Below are 17,623 nucleotides of genomic sequence, written 5' to 3' on the forward strand. Positions count from 1 at the left end.
AACGCATACGTATAAGCTAACGATTTCTGCACCGATTGAGCCGCACATACGGAAACCTGGCAAAATGCCATCCAGATGTTTCAAAAGGAGGGTTTTCTTATGCCCAAAAGCCCGAACCGAAAGGTCCGGGCTTTTTTTGTTGAAGGGATCACTCTGCTTACCGCTTCATTCCGGTATTTCCGGAGAGTTAAAGAGCCAGTACCATGATTTAAATACATGATCACAAGTCATTATGCCAAAAATGAAAATATGTTGCAAAAGCTATTGACAAAACAATGTCCATCCTGTATCATGACAGTCACATCAAACAAGTACATGCTGTGAACGAGAAGGAAACAGATGGGATGCTCCAGAGAGCCGGCGTATGGTGAAAGCCGGTGCGGAAAATCTGCGGACTATCACTCGCGAGCTTCCTGATTGAACTTTAGTAAATCAGGACGGAAGTCACCGTTACAGGACCATGCCTTCAGAGTATAATGCAGGGTGGTACCGCGAATTCGCCCCTGTCCCATAGTGGACAGGGGCTTTTATATGATCAGGTACCCGCATAGATTCTGGCGGCGGGAGTGATAAACCGGAGTGGTACCGCGCACTGCGCCTCTGTCTGCAATTGCAGGCAGAGGCTTTTTTATACCCCGGCAGAGTGAAGATTGCACATGTGCTATTTCATCAAAGGAGAAATCAATATGAAAAACTGGAAAAAATTACTGAAACTGGCAGGCGTCGGCTTTATGATGACAGCAGCATGTGCAGGTCTTGCAGGCTGCGGCGGGGGAAATAAATCTGCTGCGCCCGCAGGAGACAAAGTGGCCAAAGTAGGCTTCATCAATGGTGTCACCGGAGGGGTCGCTTCCTATGGCATCGCAGAAAAAGAAGGTCTCGATCTGGCCGTGGAAGAAATCAATAAAGAAGGCAAAGTCAAAATGGATGTGGAAATGGTGGATACCAAAGGAAATGTCCAGCAGGCTGTGGCAGCTGCTCAGAAAATGATTGCCGCCAAAAAAGTCCTGGTCGTAGGACCTTTGATTTCCGGCGAATATAAAGCCATCGGACCCCTCTTCCAGCAGGCAAAGATTCCGCTTCTGGGCTCTGCCACCACGGCGGAAGGACTCATCGAAATCGGGGATTACATGTTCAGAAACTGCGTACCGGAATCCCAGAATATTCCCCAGACCGTCAAGAAGACCCATAAACTTCTGGGCTACAAGAAAGTAGCAGTTCTCTACTCTCATAACAATGAACATCAGGTTTCCGCCTACAAGACTTTCAAAAAAGCCCTGGAGGATGAAGGGGTAGAAATCGTAGGAACCGAAACCTTTGCTGATAAAGATACGGACTTCTCCGCCCAGCTCACCAAGATTCATAACCTGAATCCGGACGTAGTTGTAGTAGCAGGTTACTACCAGGAAGGTGGTCTCATCCTGAAAAAGATGAGAGATATGGGTATGAACCAGCCGGTCCTCGGCGATAACGGATTCGTTTCCCCGGAACTGGTGAAGATTGCCGGCCCTGCTTCCGATAACGTCTACGTTTCCTCCATGTGGTCCCCGGACAGAGATTCCAAAGCCACCAAAGAATTCATCAAGAATTTCAAGGCAAAATACAACCATGATCCGGACAACTTCGCTGCCTGCGCTTACGTTTCCGCAAAGCTCGCAGCCAAAGCCATGGAAAATGCAGGCACCGTCACCGATTCGAAGAAAGTCCGCGACGCCCTGGCCAATATCAAGAATTTCGAAAGTGCCGTAGGCCCCATGACCTTCAAGAATACCGGTGATCCCGAAGTGGACCTGGTCCTCCTCAAAGTACAGGGCGGGAAATATACGGCTGTGAAAGTGTGAGTCATTTCTTCGAGGATTGATTGAGTCAATATCGTTTGTCGTGATTCGTGGTCCGTGGTCCGTAGTCCGTGAAGGCGCCCCGCTTTTTTCCGGCGTCCGGGAGCGGGGGAAGCTCCGCCGAAACGGGTGTTGAGGGGATGGGACTCCAGGGGAGTTCCATGCAAAAGGCCTGTTCATTTTAACGAATGAGACTTATAAATCAGAAACTATTTGCTTTCAATTTCCACCTTCGGGCGGAATTTGAAATAGATGGAGTATGGCAGGTTTTATGGAAGGATGGGAGCGCATGCAGGCTGGTAGGATGGTTTGCAGGATGGGACCGTCATATTGAGCAGAGGAGAATGGAAGGAAAGTAAAAGCAAAAATGGGAATGCCTTCGGGCAGAAAGGCTGAAAAGCCTGGCAGGATAGGAAATAAAAAGGCTGTGGAGCGCTTGCTTCACAGTCTTTTTATTATATACATATATTATAACTGGACATCTATTAGAGCATCAGATCCGATCGCTTCGCCATCCGGGTTCTGTGCCGGGGTGAAGGTCCATTTCTTTACGCAGTCTTCCGCATATTTCCCAAGGATTTTGAAATCGGAAGAAGAAATCCCGGCTCCTTCCGGTTTCACCGCTTCCGGCTTTCCTTCCATTTTTCCTTCTCCATTGATGTATGCGTTCACCTGAATGATGGGGTGGCCATTTCTTTCGGAAGCAGCTCGTACATCCTCATTCATGTCCTTCATCAACGGATTGACCGGAGAGGCAGGGATGGAAACCATAGCGGAAATAAAGTGAATCGGTACGGCAGCCCGGGAAACCACTGCTTTTTCGCCCCGCATGGCCGGCTTGAAAGACCAGGTTTCTACGGAAGAAGCGGCATACTGGTCCAGAATGAGGGAAGTGGAGCTTTCAATCAGTTCCGTATGAGTGACAGCTCCATCTTCATTGATGGTGAGCTGTAATACTGTATCGGAAGAGTGGGAGAGCATTTTCAAAGCTTCATGGACATTGGTATCCTCGGGAAGCATTTTTGCTTTTAAAAGCTGCGGGGGCTGTTCCTGCTCAGCGGTGACGGGAGAGCCGTCTTTATTGAGCCAGGTCCCCTCTTCCGGAAGGGGAGCGGCCAGGGCCGTATTTCCTAAAGCAAGAAGAAGGGTGAGAGAAGCAATCAGTTTTTTCATGGCATTTCCTTTCTGATTTCCAGTATTTATATTTTATTTTAATTGAAATTCAATGAAACATCAATGGTCATGACGAAGAAATTACAATACGTTCTGCAGGCTCGTGGTACAATAGGAAAAAGGAGGGCCTATGGTAACGGAAGAAAACTGGAAATCATTGGAAGAACTTGCCCTTTCCTCCGGCGCATCGGCCGTGAAACGGGTGGACGTGACAAAGGTAAAACGGGGCCAGTGGCCCCGAATGAAGTGCCAGTACGGCTGTGCCCAGTATGGAAACAGTCTCTGCTGTCCGCCTTACACGCCCACACTTTCAGAAATGAACCGGTTCCTCGATGAATATAAAGATGGCCTTCTGGTGCAGTACTCCATGCCATACCCGAAGGAAAAAGGACTGGACTGGCAGCAGTTCGATATCGACATCACCAATGGCCTTCACAAAGTCCTTCTGAAAGTGGAAAAAGCGGCCATGATGAAAAATTACTACAAAGCCTTCGCCCTGAAAGCAGGAAGATGCCGCCTCTGCAAAGTATGCAATCTCAAAAAATGCATCCATCCCGAAGAAGCCAGGCCGTCGCTGGAAGCCTGCGGCATCGACGTTTTTGCCCTGGCAAAAGACAATGGCTTCGATGCCGGCATGTTTACGGGAATCGTGGACAAAGTCTCTGTCTATGGGATGGTGCTGATCGAATGAGTCACTTGAGGCGCATGGGATAGGATAAACAATGAGGAAATAGTTATCAGTTCTCAGTTGGCAGAGCCTGAAGGCAGGCTGTATTTTTAATCGATGCGATGATATGGTCATCCGGGAATCCTGACTTAACTGAGAACCGATAACTGATAACTGAGAACTGATAACTGAGAACTTTTAAATGATTGGGAGAGAGTTATGACGACTATATATTTCGTCCGCCATGGCGAGACGCCCTGGAATGCGCTGCACCGGATGCAGGGGCGGGCAGATATTCTCTTAAGTGAAAGAGGGAAAAAGCAGGCCTCTTTTGCAGCGGAATATTTTAAAAACATTCATATCGATACCATCTATGCCAGCCCCCTGAAGCGGGCCTTTGAAACGGCTTCCATCATCCGGGGCTGCCGGAAAATCCTTCTCATTCCGGAAAAAGGCCTTCTGGAAGCGGCTCTGGGCCGCTGGGATGGGCATACGCCGGAGGAAATCGATGAGCTTTATCCCGAGGAATATGATATCTGGCGAAATGCGCCGGGGGAAGTCAGGGTAGACGGGGGAGAGACCTTTCAGCAGGTCCAGGACCGGGCCTGGGCGGCTTTTCAGAAAATCCTCGCCAGGGAAGAGGGCCATACGGTGCTCCTCGTGTCCCACATGGGCTGCCTTTCCACCATTCTCCTCAAAGCGGCAGGTCTTCCGCTGAACGATCTCTGGAAACACCCCATTAATAACTGCGGCCTGGCCCGGGTGGATGTGGAAAATGGAAAAATGACCATTTCCGACTGGGGAAAGGACGATTATATTCCAGAGGAATGGAAGATGAGTCAGCCTTTTGGCCGCGTTCAGAAGAAGAAAAATAATTGATACCTGACTTTTGAATCGGGGTTGTCGGGAATCTCGGGAAGGTGTGCCGCTGATGCGGTGAAAGACGGATTTCGGAAGGCGGATTGCGGATTGCGGGAAGGCGGCGGCCTGATGACCGCAGAATATATGGGGCCAATTCTCACATGGCACGGGCTCCATTTCCAAATGGTCAGCTCCCCGGCATACGGGACCTTTAAAGAACATAGCGATTAGCTATTACCCATTACCCATTAACCCCAATGTACAGTTTCCCGATGGACAGTTTCCTTTCGGACCAGAGTATTGTGGTCGATTACCCATTACCCCCAATGTACAGTTTCCCGACGGATAGTTTCCTTTCGGGCCAGGGTATCCCGGACGGAACCAATTAACTCCAACGTCCGGTTTCCTGCCACGAACGACTTCCTGCGAACTGCGAACTGATAACTGATTAACCAAAAAAGACCATGCCGATATCGACATAGTCTTTTTATTATGCTTTTTTTCCGGCTATCCCCGTCCGTTTGACGGTGAAGTTTTTCAGTTTCTGGCCTGTCATTTTCATGAGTTCTTCGATGGAGGGGGCTTTTGTTTCTTCCAGCGCTTTCCGGACGATGTATTCGCAGGCCCTGGCATCATCCAGTGCCTGATGGTGGTTAAAGTCAAAGCCCAGTTGTCCGGCTACGGTATTCAGTTTATGGTTGGGCATGTCTTTCCAGAGCTTTCTGGAAAGGACCACCGTATCTCCATAGCGGAAATGGATGTCCGGGAGATAGTATGTATCGAGGGCCGAGGAGAGGACGCCCATATCGAAATGGGCATTGTGAGCAAAAACGATGGTTCCTTCCAACCGGGAAGCGATCTCCTTCCAGAACCAGGGAAAGCTCTTTTCACCTTCCACGTCTTTCGGACGGATGTGATTGACCATCATGCAGCCTTTGTCAAATTCCATGGACAGGGGATGAATGAGATGGTACCATTCGTCAATGACTTTTTCTCCGTCGCTTACGACGATCCCCAGGGCGCAGGCATTGGCCGGTCCCCAGTAGGCTGTTTCAAAATCCAGTGCAGCGTATTTCATAGATCAGATGGTTGCGGTAAATTCGTAAGGCTTCACTTCAATCCAGCCTGTTTCCACGGACCGGTCAAAAGCGGTCTTCATGCGGCGGGCCAGTTCATTTCTGGCTGCGGCCACTTTCTTGCGGTTGTCGGCAAAACCGGTAATGAGGACCAGGATGTTTTCAGAATTTTCATCGATCAAAGCGGTATCGCCGTCTTCACAGAACCAGTGGCGGGTGGAAATTCCATTCCCCAGGGATACCACGATTTCATCCCCTTCTTTACGGACCATGAGAGGGGTCTTCCGGTCTCCCATATCGTAGGCATGGATATCCACATGGAATTTCAGCATGCCGCCGCGAACGATATCCATCACCGGATTTACCCGGGGCAGGGCATCGGATCCGGCCAGTTCATCCAGATTGGCTGCTTTCGGGGCGGAAAGGATTTCATATTTCCCTTCTTCCTTTGCTTCCTCTTCTTCCACAATGCCCAGATCTTTCTTGTATTCGGAAATGACGGTTTCCAGTGCGGAAGTCCCCTTCTGGCCCATATGGGTCAGGGCTTTTCTGTATTTGTCGATATCCGGTTCCGCCATGGCAGGATTCATTTTCAGGAGCAGGTTCGCTTCCGTGCAGCAGCGGCGGCGGAAAGCTTCCGCATCCAGATTGATTCCCCGGTTATCCACGGCCCGGATGGCCAGGATTCCGATGCAGAGACCGGGAATGGTATCAAATAAACTTTCATCATAAACGACTTTCATCTTAAAACCTCCGTTTCTCAACATTGATATTATAGCATATGAGTCAAAGAGAGGCTCTTATTATATACATATATATAGCTGTTAGTAGTTAGCCGTTAGCCGTTAGCAGTTAGCCGACAGGGTGGTCTTGATTCGTGGTCCGTGAAGGTGCGGGGCTGATGCGGCACGATTTTATAGGGGGAACAATCCTCAAATGGCGTTGTGAACCATTGCCGAATGTACGGATCGTGGTTCGCACTTTGCCTGCTGACAGCCATCAGCCATTCCCGGCCGGCCATTTTCTATATTGCTTATCAGGGGAGGGAGATGATTTTCGATGGATAGACGGATGCAGAAAAGTCAAAAAAGGGCCCGCTTATTCCACTAAGTGATAGGTTGCGGGAAATTCGTGCCGGGAGAGGGCTGTATTTCCTGTTTCCACAAAAATCGTGAAAAAATCAAAAGTTTAATGAAATTCTAACGTAAATAGGTACACACACGGATACGTGTTTATGTTAAAATAAGGAGCGCCTAAACGTGAAACTCCAGTGTTTATCGTTCATGCGGTATTTTGAAAAATATTTATTAAATTTTAATTAAAGACTTGCTTTTATAGAGCGAAAATAGTATGATTTAAAGGCTGAACGTTTACGGGCCTTTCGTACGAGGGCGAAGGACCCGCAGGAGAGTCAGTCAAAACTATGAAGTGGAAGGTGGCCTGCTTAGCAGGGGAATTTCCACGGAGCAGTTCATTCAGGAAATGAACGTAGGAGGTTTTATTCAATGTCGAAACAGGAAAAAATCAGAATTCGCCTGAAAGGCTATGATCACAAAGCTGTAGATCAGAGCGCAGCGAAGATTGCAGAGACTGCCAAGAGAACAGGCTCTCGTGTCTCCGGTCCGATTCCGCTTCCAACGGAACGGAATGTGTACACCATTCTCCGTTCTCCACATGTCAACAAAGACAGCCGTGAACAGTTTGAAATGCGTATTCACAAGAGACTTATTGACATCCTCGATCCGTCCAAGAAGACCGCGGATGCGCTGATGAGACTGGAACTGCCGGCCGGCGTCAGCATTGATATTAAACTGTAAGGAGGTGCAAAGATGTCTAAGGCTATTTTGGGAACAAAATTAGGAATGTCTCAGGTATTCGCTGAAAACGGCGACCTGATTCCGGTAAGTGTTATTGAAGTTCTGCCAAACGTTGTAGCAGCTGTAAAAACCGTTGAATCCGATGGTTACAATGCTGTTCAGCTCGGTTATGGCGCTGTCAAAGAAAAACATTTGACAAAACCTGTAAAGGGTCAGTTTGAAAAAGCTGGTATTGACCCGGTTAAATATCTGCGTGAATACAGACTCGCTGAAAAGCCGTCTTACACAGTAGGCCAAACTCTGGCTGCTGATATCTTCGCAGCAGGCGAGATTGTAGACGTAATCGGCACAAGCCGCGGCAAGGGTTTTGCCGGCACTATTAAACGCCACAATCACCAGCGTGGTCCGGAAAGCCACGGCTCCAAAAACCATCGTCAGACAGCATCCCTCGGTGCTCGTATGTCCGGCGGCGGCGGAAAAGTATTCAAAGGCAAGAAGATGCCGGGACAGCTGGGCGGCGTAAGAGTCACTGTTCAGCATCTTCAGGTAGTAAGAGTTGATACTGCCCGTAATCTTATGCTTGTCAAAGGCGGGATCCCCGGTGCCAAGGGAAGCCTCGTCATGGTACAGGACACCGTTAAACCTGTAAAATAATATTGTCTGGAACAACAGAAAATTGTTCTGATTAGGGAGGAACATCTCAATGCCGAAAGTAAAGCTGTATAATGTAGCCGGCCAGGAAACCGGTGAAATAGAGCTGAATGACAGTGTATTCGGTGTAGAATACAACGAAGCTGTTATTCATCAGGCAGTTGTGCGTCAGATGGCTAATGAACGTCTCGGCACACATGCCACATTGACCAGAGGCCTTGTTCGCGGCGGCGGCAAGAAACCCTGGAAACAGAAGGGCACCGGTCGTGCCCGTGTCGGATCCATCCGCTCCCCACTGTGGGTAGGCGGCGGTACAGTATTTGGACCGACCCCGAGAAGCCATGCAAAGAATATGCCGAGAAAGGCTCGTCAGCTGGCTGTTAAATCTGCACTCTCCGAAAAACTCCGTGCCAACGAACTGGTTGTCCTCGACGCAATCAACTTCGAAGCACCGAAGACCAAAGAAGTGGTTAAACTCCTTTCCGCATTTAATGCAGAAGGTAAAGCCCTCATCGTTGATGGCGGCGAATCTGTAAACAACACCGTTCTTTCCGCTAGAAACATCCCGGGCGTTAAGGCTTATGCTGCTAACGGAATCAACATCTATGATATCGTTAACTGTGATAAACTGTTCCTGACCCAGGAAGCTGCAAAGAAGATTGAGGAGGTACTGGCATAATGGAAGCACGCGAAATCCTCATGAAACCGATTATTACCGAAAAAACTACAGCTCTCATGGAAGAACGCAAGTACACTTTCCGTGTACCCCTTGCTGCAACCAAGGTTGAAATCCGTCAGGCAGTAGAACAGGTTTTCAAAGTTAAAGTTCAGGCTGTGAATACCATGCGTTATGAAGGCAAGATGAAACGTCTGGGCCGTACCCAGGGTCGTCGCAGTGATTGGAAGAAAGCAGTCGTTACCCTTAAACCGGGCGAAACGATTGAACTCTTCGAAGCGTAAGAGGAGGAGTAAAATAAATGGCTTATAAATCCTTTAAACCGTACACTCCCGGACGCCGTCAGATGACCGTTTCCACTTTTGAGGAAATCACAACAGATAAACCGGAAAAATCCCTTCTGGCTCCTGTTCATAATCATGGCGGTCGTAATGGTTCCGGCAAAATGACTGTTCGTCATCAGGGCGGCGGTCATAAACGTCAGTACAGAATCATTGATTTCAAGAGAAATAAAGACAACATCCCGGCTAAAGTAGCTACCATCGAATATGATCCGAACCGTACCTGCCGCATCGCTCTGCTGCAGTACGCTGATGGCGAAAAACGCTACATCCTCGCTCCGAAAGGCCTGCAGGTTGGCGACGTAGTTACCAGCGGTCCGGAATCCGATATTAAAGTAGGCAACTGCCTGCCATTCACCAATATTCCTCTCGGTACCATCGTTCACAATGTTGAACTGAAGATCGGCAAAGGCGGCCAGATGGTTCGTTCTGCCGGCGCTTCTGCTCAGCTGATGGCAAAAGAAGGGGACTATGCACTGCTCCGTCTGCCTTCCGGCGAACTTAGAAGAGTACACATCCGCTGCCGCGCAACCATTGGTGCTGTAGGCAATGAAGATCATGAAAACATCACCCTGGGCAAAGCCGGAAGAAACCGCTGGCTCGGCGTTCGTCCTGCTAACCGCGGCGTTGTAATGAACCCGAACGACCATCCGCATGGCGGCGGCGAAGGTAAAGCTCCTGTCGGACGTAAGCGTCCGGTAACCCCGTGGGGCAAACCGGCTTACGGCGTGAAGACCCGCGACAACAGAAAAGCGTCTACCAAACTGATTGTTAAGAGACGCAAGTAAGATAAGGAGGAGTAAAAGTGTCCAGATCTGTAAAAAAAGGCCCGTTCGTCGCTTTCTCTCTGGTAAAGAAGATCGATGCCATGAACGCAGCCGGCGATAAGAAAATTGTTAAAACCTGGTCCCGTGCTTCTACCATCCTTCCGAGCTTCGTAGGTCACACCATTGCGATTCACGACGGAAGAAAGCATGTACCGGTATACATCACTGAAGATATGGTTGGCCATAAACTTGGCGAATTCGCTCCGACCCGTACATTCAAGGGCCATAACAAGAGCGATAAAGCTGCTGCGAAATAACAGGGAGGAATAAAATGGAAGTTCAGGCTATTTCTAGGAATGTCCGCATTTCTCCCCGTAAGGTCAGAGTCGTTGCTGACCTTGTCCGCGGCAAAAAAGCGGGAGAAGCAATCTCCATTCTGCGCAACACCCATAAAGCTGCATCCATCGTCGTTGAAAAGACCCTGAGAAGCGCTATGGCTAATGCAGAAAACAACAACAATATGAACATTGACAATCTCTACATCTCCACCATTTTTGTAGATGCAGGCCCGATCATGAAGCGCGTACATCCACGTTCCCGTGGACAGGCTTTCGGGATTATGAAACGTACCAGCACACTGACGGTAAAAGTTTCTGAAAAAGAGTAATCGAAGGAGGGAAACGTTTTGGGTCAGAAAGTTAATCCGCATGGAATGCGCGTAGGCGTAATCAATGACTGGGATTCCAAATGGTTTGCAGAAAAAGATTATGCTGCACAGCTTGTGGAAGATGCCAAAATCCGCCAGTTCTTAAAGAAGCACCTGTTCGTAGCAGGTATTTCCAAAATTGGCATTAAACGTGTAGGCAAGAGAGTAAAGCTCGCTATCTACACTGCTAAGCCGGGTATGGTCATCGGCCGTGGCGGTACGGGCATTGAAGATATTAAAAAAGCCCTTGCTGCTGTTACTGATAAAGAAGTCGACATCGACATCCTTGAAATTAAATCCACTGATTTGAGCGCTATCCTGGTGGGCGAAAACATCGCTTCCCAGCTTGAAAGACGTATCGGTTTCCGCCGTGCTGTTAAGCAGGCTGTCGGCAGAACCATGCGTGCCGGCGCAAAGGGTATCAAAGTAACCGTTTCCGGTCGTCTCGGCGGCGCAGAAATTGCCCGTTCCGAAAGCTACCGTGAAGGTTCCATTCCTCTGCAGACCCTCCGCGCAAACATCGATTACGGTGTAACCGCTGCTCATACCACTTATGGCGCTATCGGCATCAAAGTATGGATCTACAAGGGCGAACTCGCACCGGGACAGATGGTCGATGAAAATGAAAACATCCGCACCGCAAAAGACCGTAATAACCGTCATGAGGGCGGCAACAGAAGAGGCGGCCGTCGTGGAGATCGCAGAGATCGCAGACAGAAATCCGCTGAAAGGAGTGATTCCTGATGTTAATTCCAAAGCGTACAAAATATCGTAAACAGTTCCGCGGCCGTATGAAAGGCAAAGAACATCGTGGAACCACCGTTACTTACGGTGAATATGGTCTGGTAGCTCTGGAACCATCCTGGATCACCAGCCGTCAGATCGAAGCTGCCCGTATCGCTATGACCCGTTACACCAAGCGTGGCGGCAAAGTATGGATCAAGATTTTCCCGGACAAACCGGTTACCGCAAAACCGATCGGCACCCGTCAGGGTTCCGGTAAAGGCGCAGTTGAATACTGGGTAGCAGTAGTAAGACCGGGCCGTGTAATGTTCGAAATGGGCGGCATCCCGATCGAAGCTGCAAAAGAAGCTATGCGTCTTGCAGGTCATAAACTGCCAATCAAGACAAAATTTGTAGTTAAAGGTCAGGAAGTGGCAGGTGAATAAAAATGAAGGTCAATGAAATTCGTAACCTCAGCACTGCCGAATTAGACGAAAAAGTTGCCGGCTTAAAGGAAGAACTGTTTAACCTCCGTTTTCAGCTCGCTACAGGTCAGCTTGAAAATCCGATGCGTATCCGTGAAGTAAAGAAAACCATCGCAAGAATCAAGACTGTTCAGCGTGAAGAAGAATTGAAGGCTGCCAAGAAGGCATAACGGTTTATCCAAAGGAGGATCTCAACGTGGCAGAAGAAAGAAAGTTGCGCAAAGTGCGCCAGGGAATCGTTGTTAGCGACAAAATGGATAAGACCGTTGTTGTTGCTGTAGAACGCAAGGTTCCTCACAAGCTGTACAAAAAATCCATTAATACCACAACCAAGTTCAAAGCGCATGACGAAAACAACGAATGCCGTGTCGGTGATACCGTACGCATCGTCGAAACCCGCCCGCTGTCTCACGACAAGCGTTGGAGAGTTGAAAAGATCGTTGCCCGTCAGAACTGATAAAAGAAAGAATATAGGAGGATAGGCACGATGATTCAGCAGGAAAGCAGACTCAACGTTGCGGATAATACCGGTGCTAAGAACGTCCTGGTTATTAAAGTCCTGGGCGGCAGCTTCCGTAAGAGCGGAAATATCGGTGATATTTGCGTTTGCACGGTCAAAGATGCAACCCCCGGCGGCGTTGTTAAGAAAGGCCAGGTAGTCAAGGCCGTTGTAGTTCGTTCTGTAAACGGTGTAAGCCGTCCGGACGGTTCCCACATCCGCTTTGATGAAAACGCAGTTGTTATCATTAAAGACGACAAGAGCCCGGTAGGAACACGTATTTTTGGACCGGTAGCAAGAGAACTTCGTGAAAGAGATTTCATGAAGATCATTTCCCTGGCTCCGGAAGTGCTCTAATAGGGAGGCAAATGATGAGTCAGAAACTGCACGTAAAGACCGGAGACACCGTAATCGTTATTTCCGGCAAAGATAAAGGCAAGCAGGGCAAGATTAAAGCTGCTATGCCGAAAGAAGGCCGCGTTGTCGTTGAAGGCGTCAACGTAGTCAAGAGACACACAAAACCGACCCAGGCTAACCCGAAGGGCGGCATCATTGAAAAAGAAGCCCCAATTTATTCTTCCAAGGTTATGCTCCTGGATCCGGAATCCAAGAAACCGACCCGCGTAAAGAAAGTCCAGCAGAAGGACGGCTCTTACGTAAGAGCAGCCGTTAAGAGCGGCGCTATCATTGACAAGGCTTAAGCGGGAAGGAGGATAACAAGTGTCCAGATTAAACGATTTGTACAAAGCGCAGATTAAGAACAGCATGCGCGAAAAATTCGGCTACAAGAATGACATGGAAATCCCGAAACTGGAAAAGATTGTCATCAACATCGGCGTAGGCGAAGCTACTGAAAACTCTAAAGCAGTTGATGCTGCTGCATCTGACCTCGCAGCTATCACCGGCCAGCAGCCGATGATCTGCAAGGCTCATAAATCCCTGGCTGCATGGCATATCCGTGAAGGGATGCCCCTGGGCTGCAAAGTTACCCTTCGCGGTGACAGGATGTATGAATTCCTCGATCGTCTGATTAACATCGCTCTTCCGCGCGTACGCGATTTCCGCGGTATCAGCGATCAGAGCTTCGACGGCCGCGGCAACTATGCATTCGGCGTTAAAGAACAGCTGATTTTCCCGGAAGTTGATTATGAAAAAATCGACCGTATCCGCGGCATGGATATCATTGTAGTAACCACGGCTAAGACTGATGAAGAAGCTCGTGAACTTCTGAGACAGTTCGGAATGCCGTTCAAGAAATAAGACGGAGGACAATATGGCAAAGAAGTCTATGTTGGAACGCGAAAAGAAGAGAGAACTCTGCGTTCAGAAATTCGCAGCTAAACGCCAGGCTCTGAAAGAAGCAGGCGACTGGGAAGCCCTTTCCAAGCTCCCGCGCAACGCTTCCCCAACCCGTCTGCACAACCGCTGCAAACTGACTGGCCGTCCCCACGGCTATATGCGTAAATTCGGTATCTGCCGTAACCAGTTCCGTGACCTGGCTTACGCAGGTGAAATTCCGGGTATTAGAAAAGCCAGCTGGTAATACGAAGGAGGATTAAATAATGGTAACAACCGATCCGATTGCGGATATGCTTACCCGTATTCGTAATGCGAACGATGCATATCATGATACTGTTGATATGCCTGCTTCCAGAGTGAAGGCAGCTGTGCTTACAATTCTGAAAAACGAAGGTTTCATCAGAAACGTAGAACAGATCGAAGTAGAAGGCCACCAGGTACTCCGTGTTTCCCTGAAATACGGCGCTAACCGTGAAAAGGTTATTAAAGGCCTGAAGAGAATTTCCAAGCCCGGTCTGCGTACCTATGCAGGCAAGGAAGAACTGCCGAAGGTTCTTGGCGGACTTGGTATCGCAATTATCTCCACATCCCAGGGCATCATGACCGACAAGGCAGCTCGTAAAGCAGGCCTCGGCGGAGAAGTGCTCGCTTTCGTCTGGTAATCACAGGAGGATATAGCATGTCAAGAATTGGCAGAAAACCGATTGCGGTACCGGCTGGTGTGGAAGTCAAGATTGACGGACATACAGTCACCGTAAAAGGTCCGAAGGGTACTCTTACCCGTACACTTAATCCTGAAATGGACATTAAGCTGGAAAATAATGAAATCACAGTTTCCCGTCCTAATGATGATATTAAAGAACGTTCCCTGCACGGTCTTACCCGCACCCTCGTTAACAACATGGTTGTCGGCGTAACCCAGGGCTTTGAAAAGAAACTGGAAATCCAGGGCGTAGGCTACAATGCCCAGATGCAGGGCAAGAACCTGAAACTGGCTCTCGGTTTCTCCCATCCGGTCATCATCACTCCTCCGGAAGGAATCACAATTACTACCCCGTCTTCCGTTGTCATCGTGGTATCCGGCTGCGATAAGGAAAAGGTCGGCCAGATTGCGGCTGAAATCCGCTCCTGGCGTGAACCGGAACCTTACAAAGGCAAAGGTATCCGTTATTCCGGTGAATACGTACGCCGTAAGGCTGGTAAGACCGGCGCAACAAAGTAAGACAGGAGGTAAAAATATATGCGTAAAAATGCAAGCAGAAATGCGGTTATCCGCCGTCATCTGCGTCTTCGTAAGAAAATCTCCGGTACTGCAGCGTGCCCGCGTCTCAATGTATTCCGTTCCCTGGCTAACATCTATGCACAGGTCATTGATGATGAAGCCGGCGTAACCCTGGTATCTGCAAATACCTTAGATAAAGAAATCAAGGCTCAGTTCCCCTACGGCGGCAATGCTGAAGCAGCTAAAGCAGTAGGCGCTCTCGTAGCCAAGAGAGCTCTGGAAAAGGGCATTGAAACAGTCGTATTCGATCGCGGCGGTTATATCTATCATGGCAGAGTAGCAGCTCTGGCTGAAGGTGCCCGCGAAGCCGGACTGAAATTTTAAGGTAAAGGAGAAATCACATGCCAAGATTTGAAAAACAGGAATCCGACTTACAGGAAAACGTCGTTTTCATTAACCGCGTTGCTAAAGTCGTAAAAGGCGGCCGTCGTTTTTCCTTTGCTGCAGTCGTAGTAGTCGGTGATGGCAAAGGCAAGGTAGGAGCAGGCCTCGGCAAAGCAGCTGAAGTTCCGGAAGCTATCCGTAAAGGTGTTGAAGACGCAAAGAAGAACATGATTACCGTGGCTCTGAAAAACGGAACCATCCCGCATCCGATGCTCGGCATCTATGGCGCAGGCAAGGTTATTATGAAACCGGCTGCCGAAGGTACCGGCGTCAAAGCCGGCGGTCCGGTTCGTGCCGTACTCGCCATGGCAGGTATCAGAAATATTCTGACCAAGTCCCTTGGTTCCTCCAACCCGATCAACATGGTTAGAGCTACCATGGATGGTCTCTCCAAACTGGAAAATGCAGAAACCGTAGCAGCTCTTCGTGGAAAGACCCTGGACGAAATTTACAATTAATGAAAGGAGCCCCTCATGAAAGTTATTATTACACTGAAAAAAAGCGTGATTGGCTCCAGACCTGAGCATATCGCTACTATCAAGGCTCTCGGTCTTCACAAGACCCACTCCTCGGTAGAAAAAGAACTTACCCCACAGATTAAAGGCATGATTCACTCTGTCCGTCATCTGATTGACTGCAAAGAAGCAGAATAATTAAGAAGGAGGTGCACTGATGAAACTGCATGAAATGAAACCGGCTGAAGGTTCCACAAGAGCTCGCCGTCGCGTAGGCAGAGGCCTGGGAAGCGGTATGGGCAAACAGGCTACCCGCGGTGCCAAGGGCCAGAACGCAAGAACCGGTGGCGGCACCCGTCCGGGATTCGAAGGCGGCCAGATGCCACTGTACCGTCGTCTCCCGAAGCGCGGCTTTAAAAATGTACTTGCTAAAGAATACGCTGTAGTCAATGTAGAAGATCTGAACCGTTTCGACGATAATGCTGTCGTTGATCCGGCTGCTCTCGTTGAAGCAGGCGTTCTGAAGAACGTTCTCGATGGTGTACGTGTACTGGGAAATGGTGAACTGAAAAAGGCTCTGACTGTTAGAGCCCAGGGCTTCACCAAGACCGCTCAGCAGAAAATCGAAGCAGCAGGTGGAAAAGTAGAGGTGCTGTAATATGGGATCTACTTTGTCAAATCTTTTTGCAAATAAAGAACTCAAAGACCGCATCCTCTTCACTTTCCTGATGTTTGTCATCTTCCGTCTCGGGGTACACATCCCCGTGCCGGGGGTTGATTCAACCGTTATCGAAAGTCTTTTCACACAGGGAAACCTTTTTGGCTTCCTCGACCTCTTTGCCGGCGGCGCACTCAGCAAATTTTCCATTTTTGCCATGAGTATCACCCCGTACATCAACTCATCCATTATTATGCAGCTCCTAACCGCCGTCATCCCCACCCTGGAAGAATGGAGAAAAGACGGTGCCGAAGGATACAAGAGAATCCAGAAAGTCACCAGATATTTCACGGTTTTCCTGGCAGCTGTCCAGGCCTTCGGCATGACCTATGCACTCCGCATCAATAATGCCCTGGTTGATAACAGCTGGCTGTATTTCATCTTCGTTATCGTAGTCCTCTGCGCCGGCACCTGCCTGCTCATGTGGATTGGCGATAAAATTACGGAACATGGTATCGGCAACGGTATTTCCCTGATTATCTTCTGTGGTATCGTATCCCGCTTCCCGCAGGCCCTGACCACTGTATATGATTATCTGAAAGTCGGCACCATTTCTCCCTTCCAGCTTCTCCTTTTCCTCGTGATTGCCCTGGCCATGATTCTTCTGGTTATCGAAATCAACGAAGGACAGAGAAGAATTCCGATTCAGTACGCTAAACGCGTGATCGGACGCAGAATGTATGGCGGACATTCCACCTACCTGCCGCTCAAAGTGAATCAGGCCGGCGTTATCCCCATCATTTTCGCATCCTCCATCCTCATGCTGCCGATTACACTGGCACAGTTCATCCATGTGAGCTGGGTACAGTCCATCGGTTCATTCTTCGGATGGGGCACCTGGCCGAATACCATCTGCTATGGCATCCTGATCTTTATCTTCACCTATTTCTACACAGCTATCTCCGTCAACATCAAAGATCTGGCAGATAACATGAAGAAATACGGCGGATTCATTCCCGGCATCCGTCCGGGGCAGCCGACCATGATGTACGTGGACAAGGTACTCTCCAGAATCACACTGACCGGCGCCGTATTCCTGGCATTCATCGCAATCCTTCCGAACTTCATCGGAAATATCACCGGCATCCAGGGCGTGTACTTCGGTGGTACATCCCTCCTCATTATCGTCGGCGTTGCGCTGGACACCATGAGACAGGCCCAGTCCTATATGGTTACAAGAAACTATCAGGGCTTTATCAAATAAG

28 protein-coding genes and 1 other annotated feature are annotated in these 17,623 nt (G+C 49.1%); of the genes, 25 read left to right on the plus strand and 3 right to left on the minus strand.

Translation table 11 applies throughout. The features are described 5' to 3' along the window. Positions 1-311 precede the first annotated feature (311 nt). Positions 312-508, plus strand: a binding site (T-box leader). Between the two features lie 178 nt (positions 509-686). Next, entirely contained in the window at positions 687-1,841 is a 1,155-nt protein-coding gene (locus tag VZT47_RS03050) for an ABC transporter substrate-binding protein (protein WP_330223509.1), read from the plus strand. Between the two features lie 465 nt (positions 1,842-2,306). Here the strand turns inward: VZT47_RS03050 and VZT47_RS03055 are convergent, their stop codons facing one another. Continuing rightward, complete coding sequence (locus tag VZT47_RS03055; RefSeq protein WP_330223510.1) at positions 2,307-3,011, minus strand: energy transducer TonB; 705 nt, start codon at positions 3,009-3,011, stop codon at positions 2,307-2,309. Between the two features lie 130 nt (positions 3,012-3,141). Between VZT47_RS03055 and VZT47_RS03060 the strand changes: the two genes are divergently transcribed. Next, positions 3,142-3,702 (plus strand): DUF2284 domain-containing protein, encoded by a 561-nt coding sequence (locus VZT47_RS03060; RefSeq protein WP_330223511.1) that lies wholly within the window; start codon positions 3,142-3,144, stop codon positions 3,700-3,702. Positions 3,703-3,897: 195 nt separating this feature from the next. Beyond that, complete coding sequence (locus tag VZT47_RS03065) at positions 3,898-4,557, plus strand: histidine phosphatase family protein (RefSeq protein ID WP_330223512.1); 660 nt, start codon at positions 3,898-3,900, stop codon at positions 4,555-4,557. Positions 4,558-5,029: 472 nt separating this feature from the next. Here VZT47_RS03065 and VZT47_RS03070 read toward each other — a convergent pair whose 3' ends face one another. Together VZT47_RS03070 and VZT47_RS03075 are read right to left on the minus strand one after the other, a co-directional pair. Beyond that, on the minus strand, positions 5,030-5,617 hold the full coding sequence (locus tag VZT47_RS03070; protein ID WP_330223513.1) for an exonuclease domain-containing protein: 588 nt from the start codon (positions 5,615-5,617) through the stop codon (positions 5,030-5,032). A gap of 3 nt (positions 5,618-5,620) precedes the next feature. Continuing rightward, a complete protein-coding gene (locus tag VZT47_RS03075; RefSeq protein WP_330223514.1) occupies positions 5,621-6,358 on the minus strand; it encodes a hypothetical protein in 738 nt (245 codons plus the stop codon). A 762-nt stretch (positions 6,359-7,120) separates the two neighbouring features. Between VZT47_RS03075 and rpsJ the strand changes: the two genes are divergently transcribed. From rpsJ to secY, 22 genes are read left to right on the plus strand one after another with little or no spacing between them, the layout of a single operon-like run. Further along, on the plus strand, positions 7,121-7,432 hold the full coding sequence (rpsJ, locus tag VZT47_RS03080; RefSeq protein ID WP_008859800.1) for a 30S ribosomal protein S10: 312 nt from the start codon (positions 7,121-7,123) through the stop codon (positions 7,430-7,432). A gap of 12 nt (positions 7,433-7,444) precedes the next feature. Next, positions 7,445-8,086, plus strand: a complete 642-nt coding sequence (gene rplC, locus VZT47_RS03085; protein WP_330223515.1) for a 50S ribosomal protein L3 — start codon at positions 7,445-7,447, stop codon at positions 8,084-8,086. 49 nt (positions 8,087-8,135) lie between these two features. Continuing rightward, positions 8,136-8,762, plus strand: a complete 627-nt coding sequence (gene rplD, locus VZT47_RS03090; RefSeq protein ID WP_330223516.1) for a 50S ribosomal protein L4 — start codon at positions 8,136-8,138, stop codon at positions 8,760-8,762. Further along, positions 8,762-9,043: a 50S ribosomal protein L23 gene (gene rplW, locus VZT47_RS03095; RefSeq protein WP_330223517.1), complete on the plus strand. Its 282-nt coding sequence runs from the start codon at positions 8,762-8,764 to the stop codon at positions 9,041-9,043. The genes rplD and rplW overlap by 1 nt, the downstream gene beginning before the upstream one ends. A 17-nt stretch (positions 9,044-9,060) precedes the next feature. Then, complete coding sequence (rplB, locus tag VZT47_RS03100; protein ID WP_330223518.1) at positions 9,061-9,888, plus strand: 50S ribosomal protein L2; 828 nt, start codon at positions 9,061-9,063, stop codon at positions 9,886-9,888. A 17-nt stretch (positions 9,889-9,905) separates the two neighbouring features. After that, positions 9,906-10,184, plus strand: a complete 279-nt coding sequence (gene rpsS, locus VZT47_RS03105) for a 30S ribosomal protein S19 (RefSeq protein WP_330223519.1) — start codon at positions 9,906-9,908, stop codon at positions 10,182-10,184. A gap of 14 nt (positions 10,185-10,198) precedes the next feature. Beyond that, entirely contained in the window at positions 10,199-10,534 is a 336-nt protein-coding gene (gene rplV, locus VZT47_RS03110) for a 50S ribosomal protein L22 (RefSeq protein WP_330223520.1), read from the plus strand. 18 nt (positions 10,535-10,552) lie between these two features. After that, a complete protein-coding gene (gene rpsC, locus VZT47_RS03115; protein WP_330223521.1) occupies positions 10,553-11,317 on the plus strand; it encodes a 30S ribosomal protein S3 in 765 nt (254 codons plus the stop codon). Next, on the plus strand, positions 11,317-11,742 hold the full coding sequence (gene rplP, locus VZT47_RS03120) for a 50S ribosomal protein L16 (RefSeq protein ID WP_296955868.1): 426 nt from the start codon (positions 11,317-11,319) through the stop codon (positions 11,740-11,742). The genes rpsC and rplP overlap by 1 nt, the downstream gene beginning before the upstream one ends. Positions 11,743-11,744: 2 nt before the next feature. Beyond that, the gene (rpmC, locus tag VZT47_RS03125) at positions 11,745-11,951 is read left to right on the plus strand and encodes a 50S ribosomal protein L29 (protein ID WP_291057848.1); all 207 of its coding nucleotides are present in this window, start codon (positions 11,745-11,747) and stop codon (positions 11,949-11,951) included. Between the two features lie 26 nt (positions 11,952-11,977). Beyond that, complete coding sequence (rpsQ, locus tag VZT47_RS03130; RefSeq protein ID WP_022105777.1) at positions 11,978-12,238, plus strand: 30S ribosomal protein S17; 261 nt, start codon at positions 11,978-11,980, stop codon at positions 12,236-12,238. A gap of 30 nt (positions 12,239-12,268) precedes the next feature. After that, positions 12,269-12,637, plus strand: coding sequence for a 50S ribosomal protein L14 (rplN, locus tag VZT47_RS03135; protein ID WP_296955862.1), 369 nt, complete (start codon positions 12,269-12,271; stop codon positions 12,635-12,637). Between the two features lie 14 nt (positions 12,638-12,651). Further along, positions 12,652-12,981, plus strand: coding sequence for a 50S ribosomal protein L24 (rplX, locus tag VZT47_RS03140; protein ID WP_442877415.1), 330 nt, complete (start codon positions 12,652-12,654; stop codon positions 12,979-12,981). Positions 12,982-13,000: 19 nt separating this feature from the next. Continuing rightward, positions 13,001-13,540, plus strand: coding sequence for a 50S ribosomal protein L5 (gene rplE, locus VZT47_RS03145; RefSeq protein WP_008859813.1), 540 nt, complete (start codon positions 13,001-13,003; stop codon positions 13,538-13,540). A gap of 13 nt (positions 13,541-13,553) precedes the next feature. Continuing rightward, on the plus strand, positions 13,554-13,823 hold the full coding sequence (gene rpsN, locus VZT47_RS03150; RefSeq protein ID WP_330223522.1) for a 30S ribosomal protein S14: 270 nt from the start codon (positions 13,554-13,556) through the stop codon (positions 13,821-13,823). A gap of 19 nt (positions 13,824-13,842) precedes the next feature. Then, positions 13,843-14,241, plus strand: a complete 399-nt coding sequence (rpsH, locus tag VZT47_RS03155; protein WP_330223523.1) for a 30S ribosomal protein S8 — start codon at positions 13,843-13,845, stop codon at positions 14,239-14,241. A 17-nt stretch (positions 14,242-14,258) separates the two neighbouring features. Then, positions 14,259-14,801 carry a 50S ribosomal protein L6 gene (rplF, locus tag VZT47_RS03160; protein WP_330223524.1) on the plus strand — a complete coding sequence of 181 codons (543 nt, stop codon included), beginning with the start codon at positions 14,259-14,261 and terminating at the stop codon, positions 14,799-14,801. An 18-nt stretch (positions 14,802-14,819) separates the two neighbouring features. Then, positions 14,820-15,185, plus strand: coding sequence for a 50S ribosomal protein L18 (gene rplR / locus VZT47_RS03165; RefSeq protein ID WP_330223525.1), 366 nt, complete (start codon positions 14,820-14,822; stop codon positions 15,183-15,185). 17 nt (positions 15,186-15,202) lie between these two features. Further along, entirely contained in the window at positions 15,203-15,703 is a 501-nt protein-coding gene (gene rpsE / locus VZT47_RS03170; RefSeq protein ID WP_330223526.1) for a 30S ribosomal protein S5, read from the plus strand. A gap of 15 nt (positions 15,704-15,718) precedes the next feature. Further along, complete coding sequence (rpmD, locus tag VZT47_RS03175) at positions 15,719-15,898, plus strand: 50S ribosomal protein L30 (RefSeq protein WP_330223527.1); 180 nt, start codon at positions 15,719-15,721, stop codon at positions 15,896-15,898. A 19-nt stretch (positions 15,899-15,917) separates the two neighbouring features. Next, positions 15,918-16,358, plus strand: coding sequence for a 50S ribosomal protein L15 (gene rplO, locus VZT47_RS03180; protein WP_330223528.1), 441 nt, complete (start codon positions 15,918-15,920; stop codon positions 16,356-16,358). Position 16,359: 1 nt separating this feature from the next. After that, positions 16,360-17,622 (plus strand): preprotein translocase subunit SecY, encoded by a 1,263-nt coding sequence (secY, locus tag VZT47_RS03185; protein ID WP_330223529.1) that lies wholly within the window; start codon positions 16,360-16,362, stop codon positions 17,620-17,622. The last annotated feature ends 1 nt before the right edge of the window (position 17,623 follow it).

It is taken from the genome of Dialister sp. (genome assembly GCF_036343215.1).
Taxonomy (GTDB): domain Bacteria; phylum Bacillota; class Negativicutes; order Veillonellales; family Dialisteraceae; genus Dialister.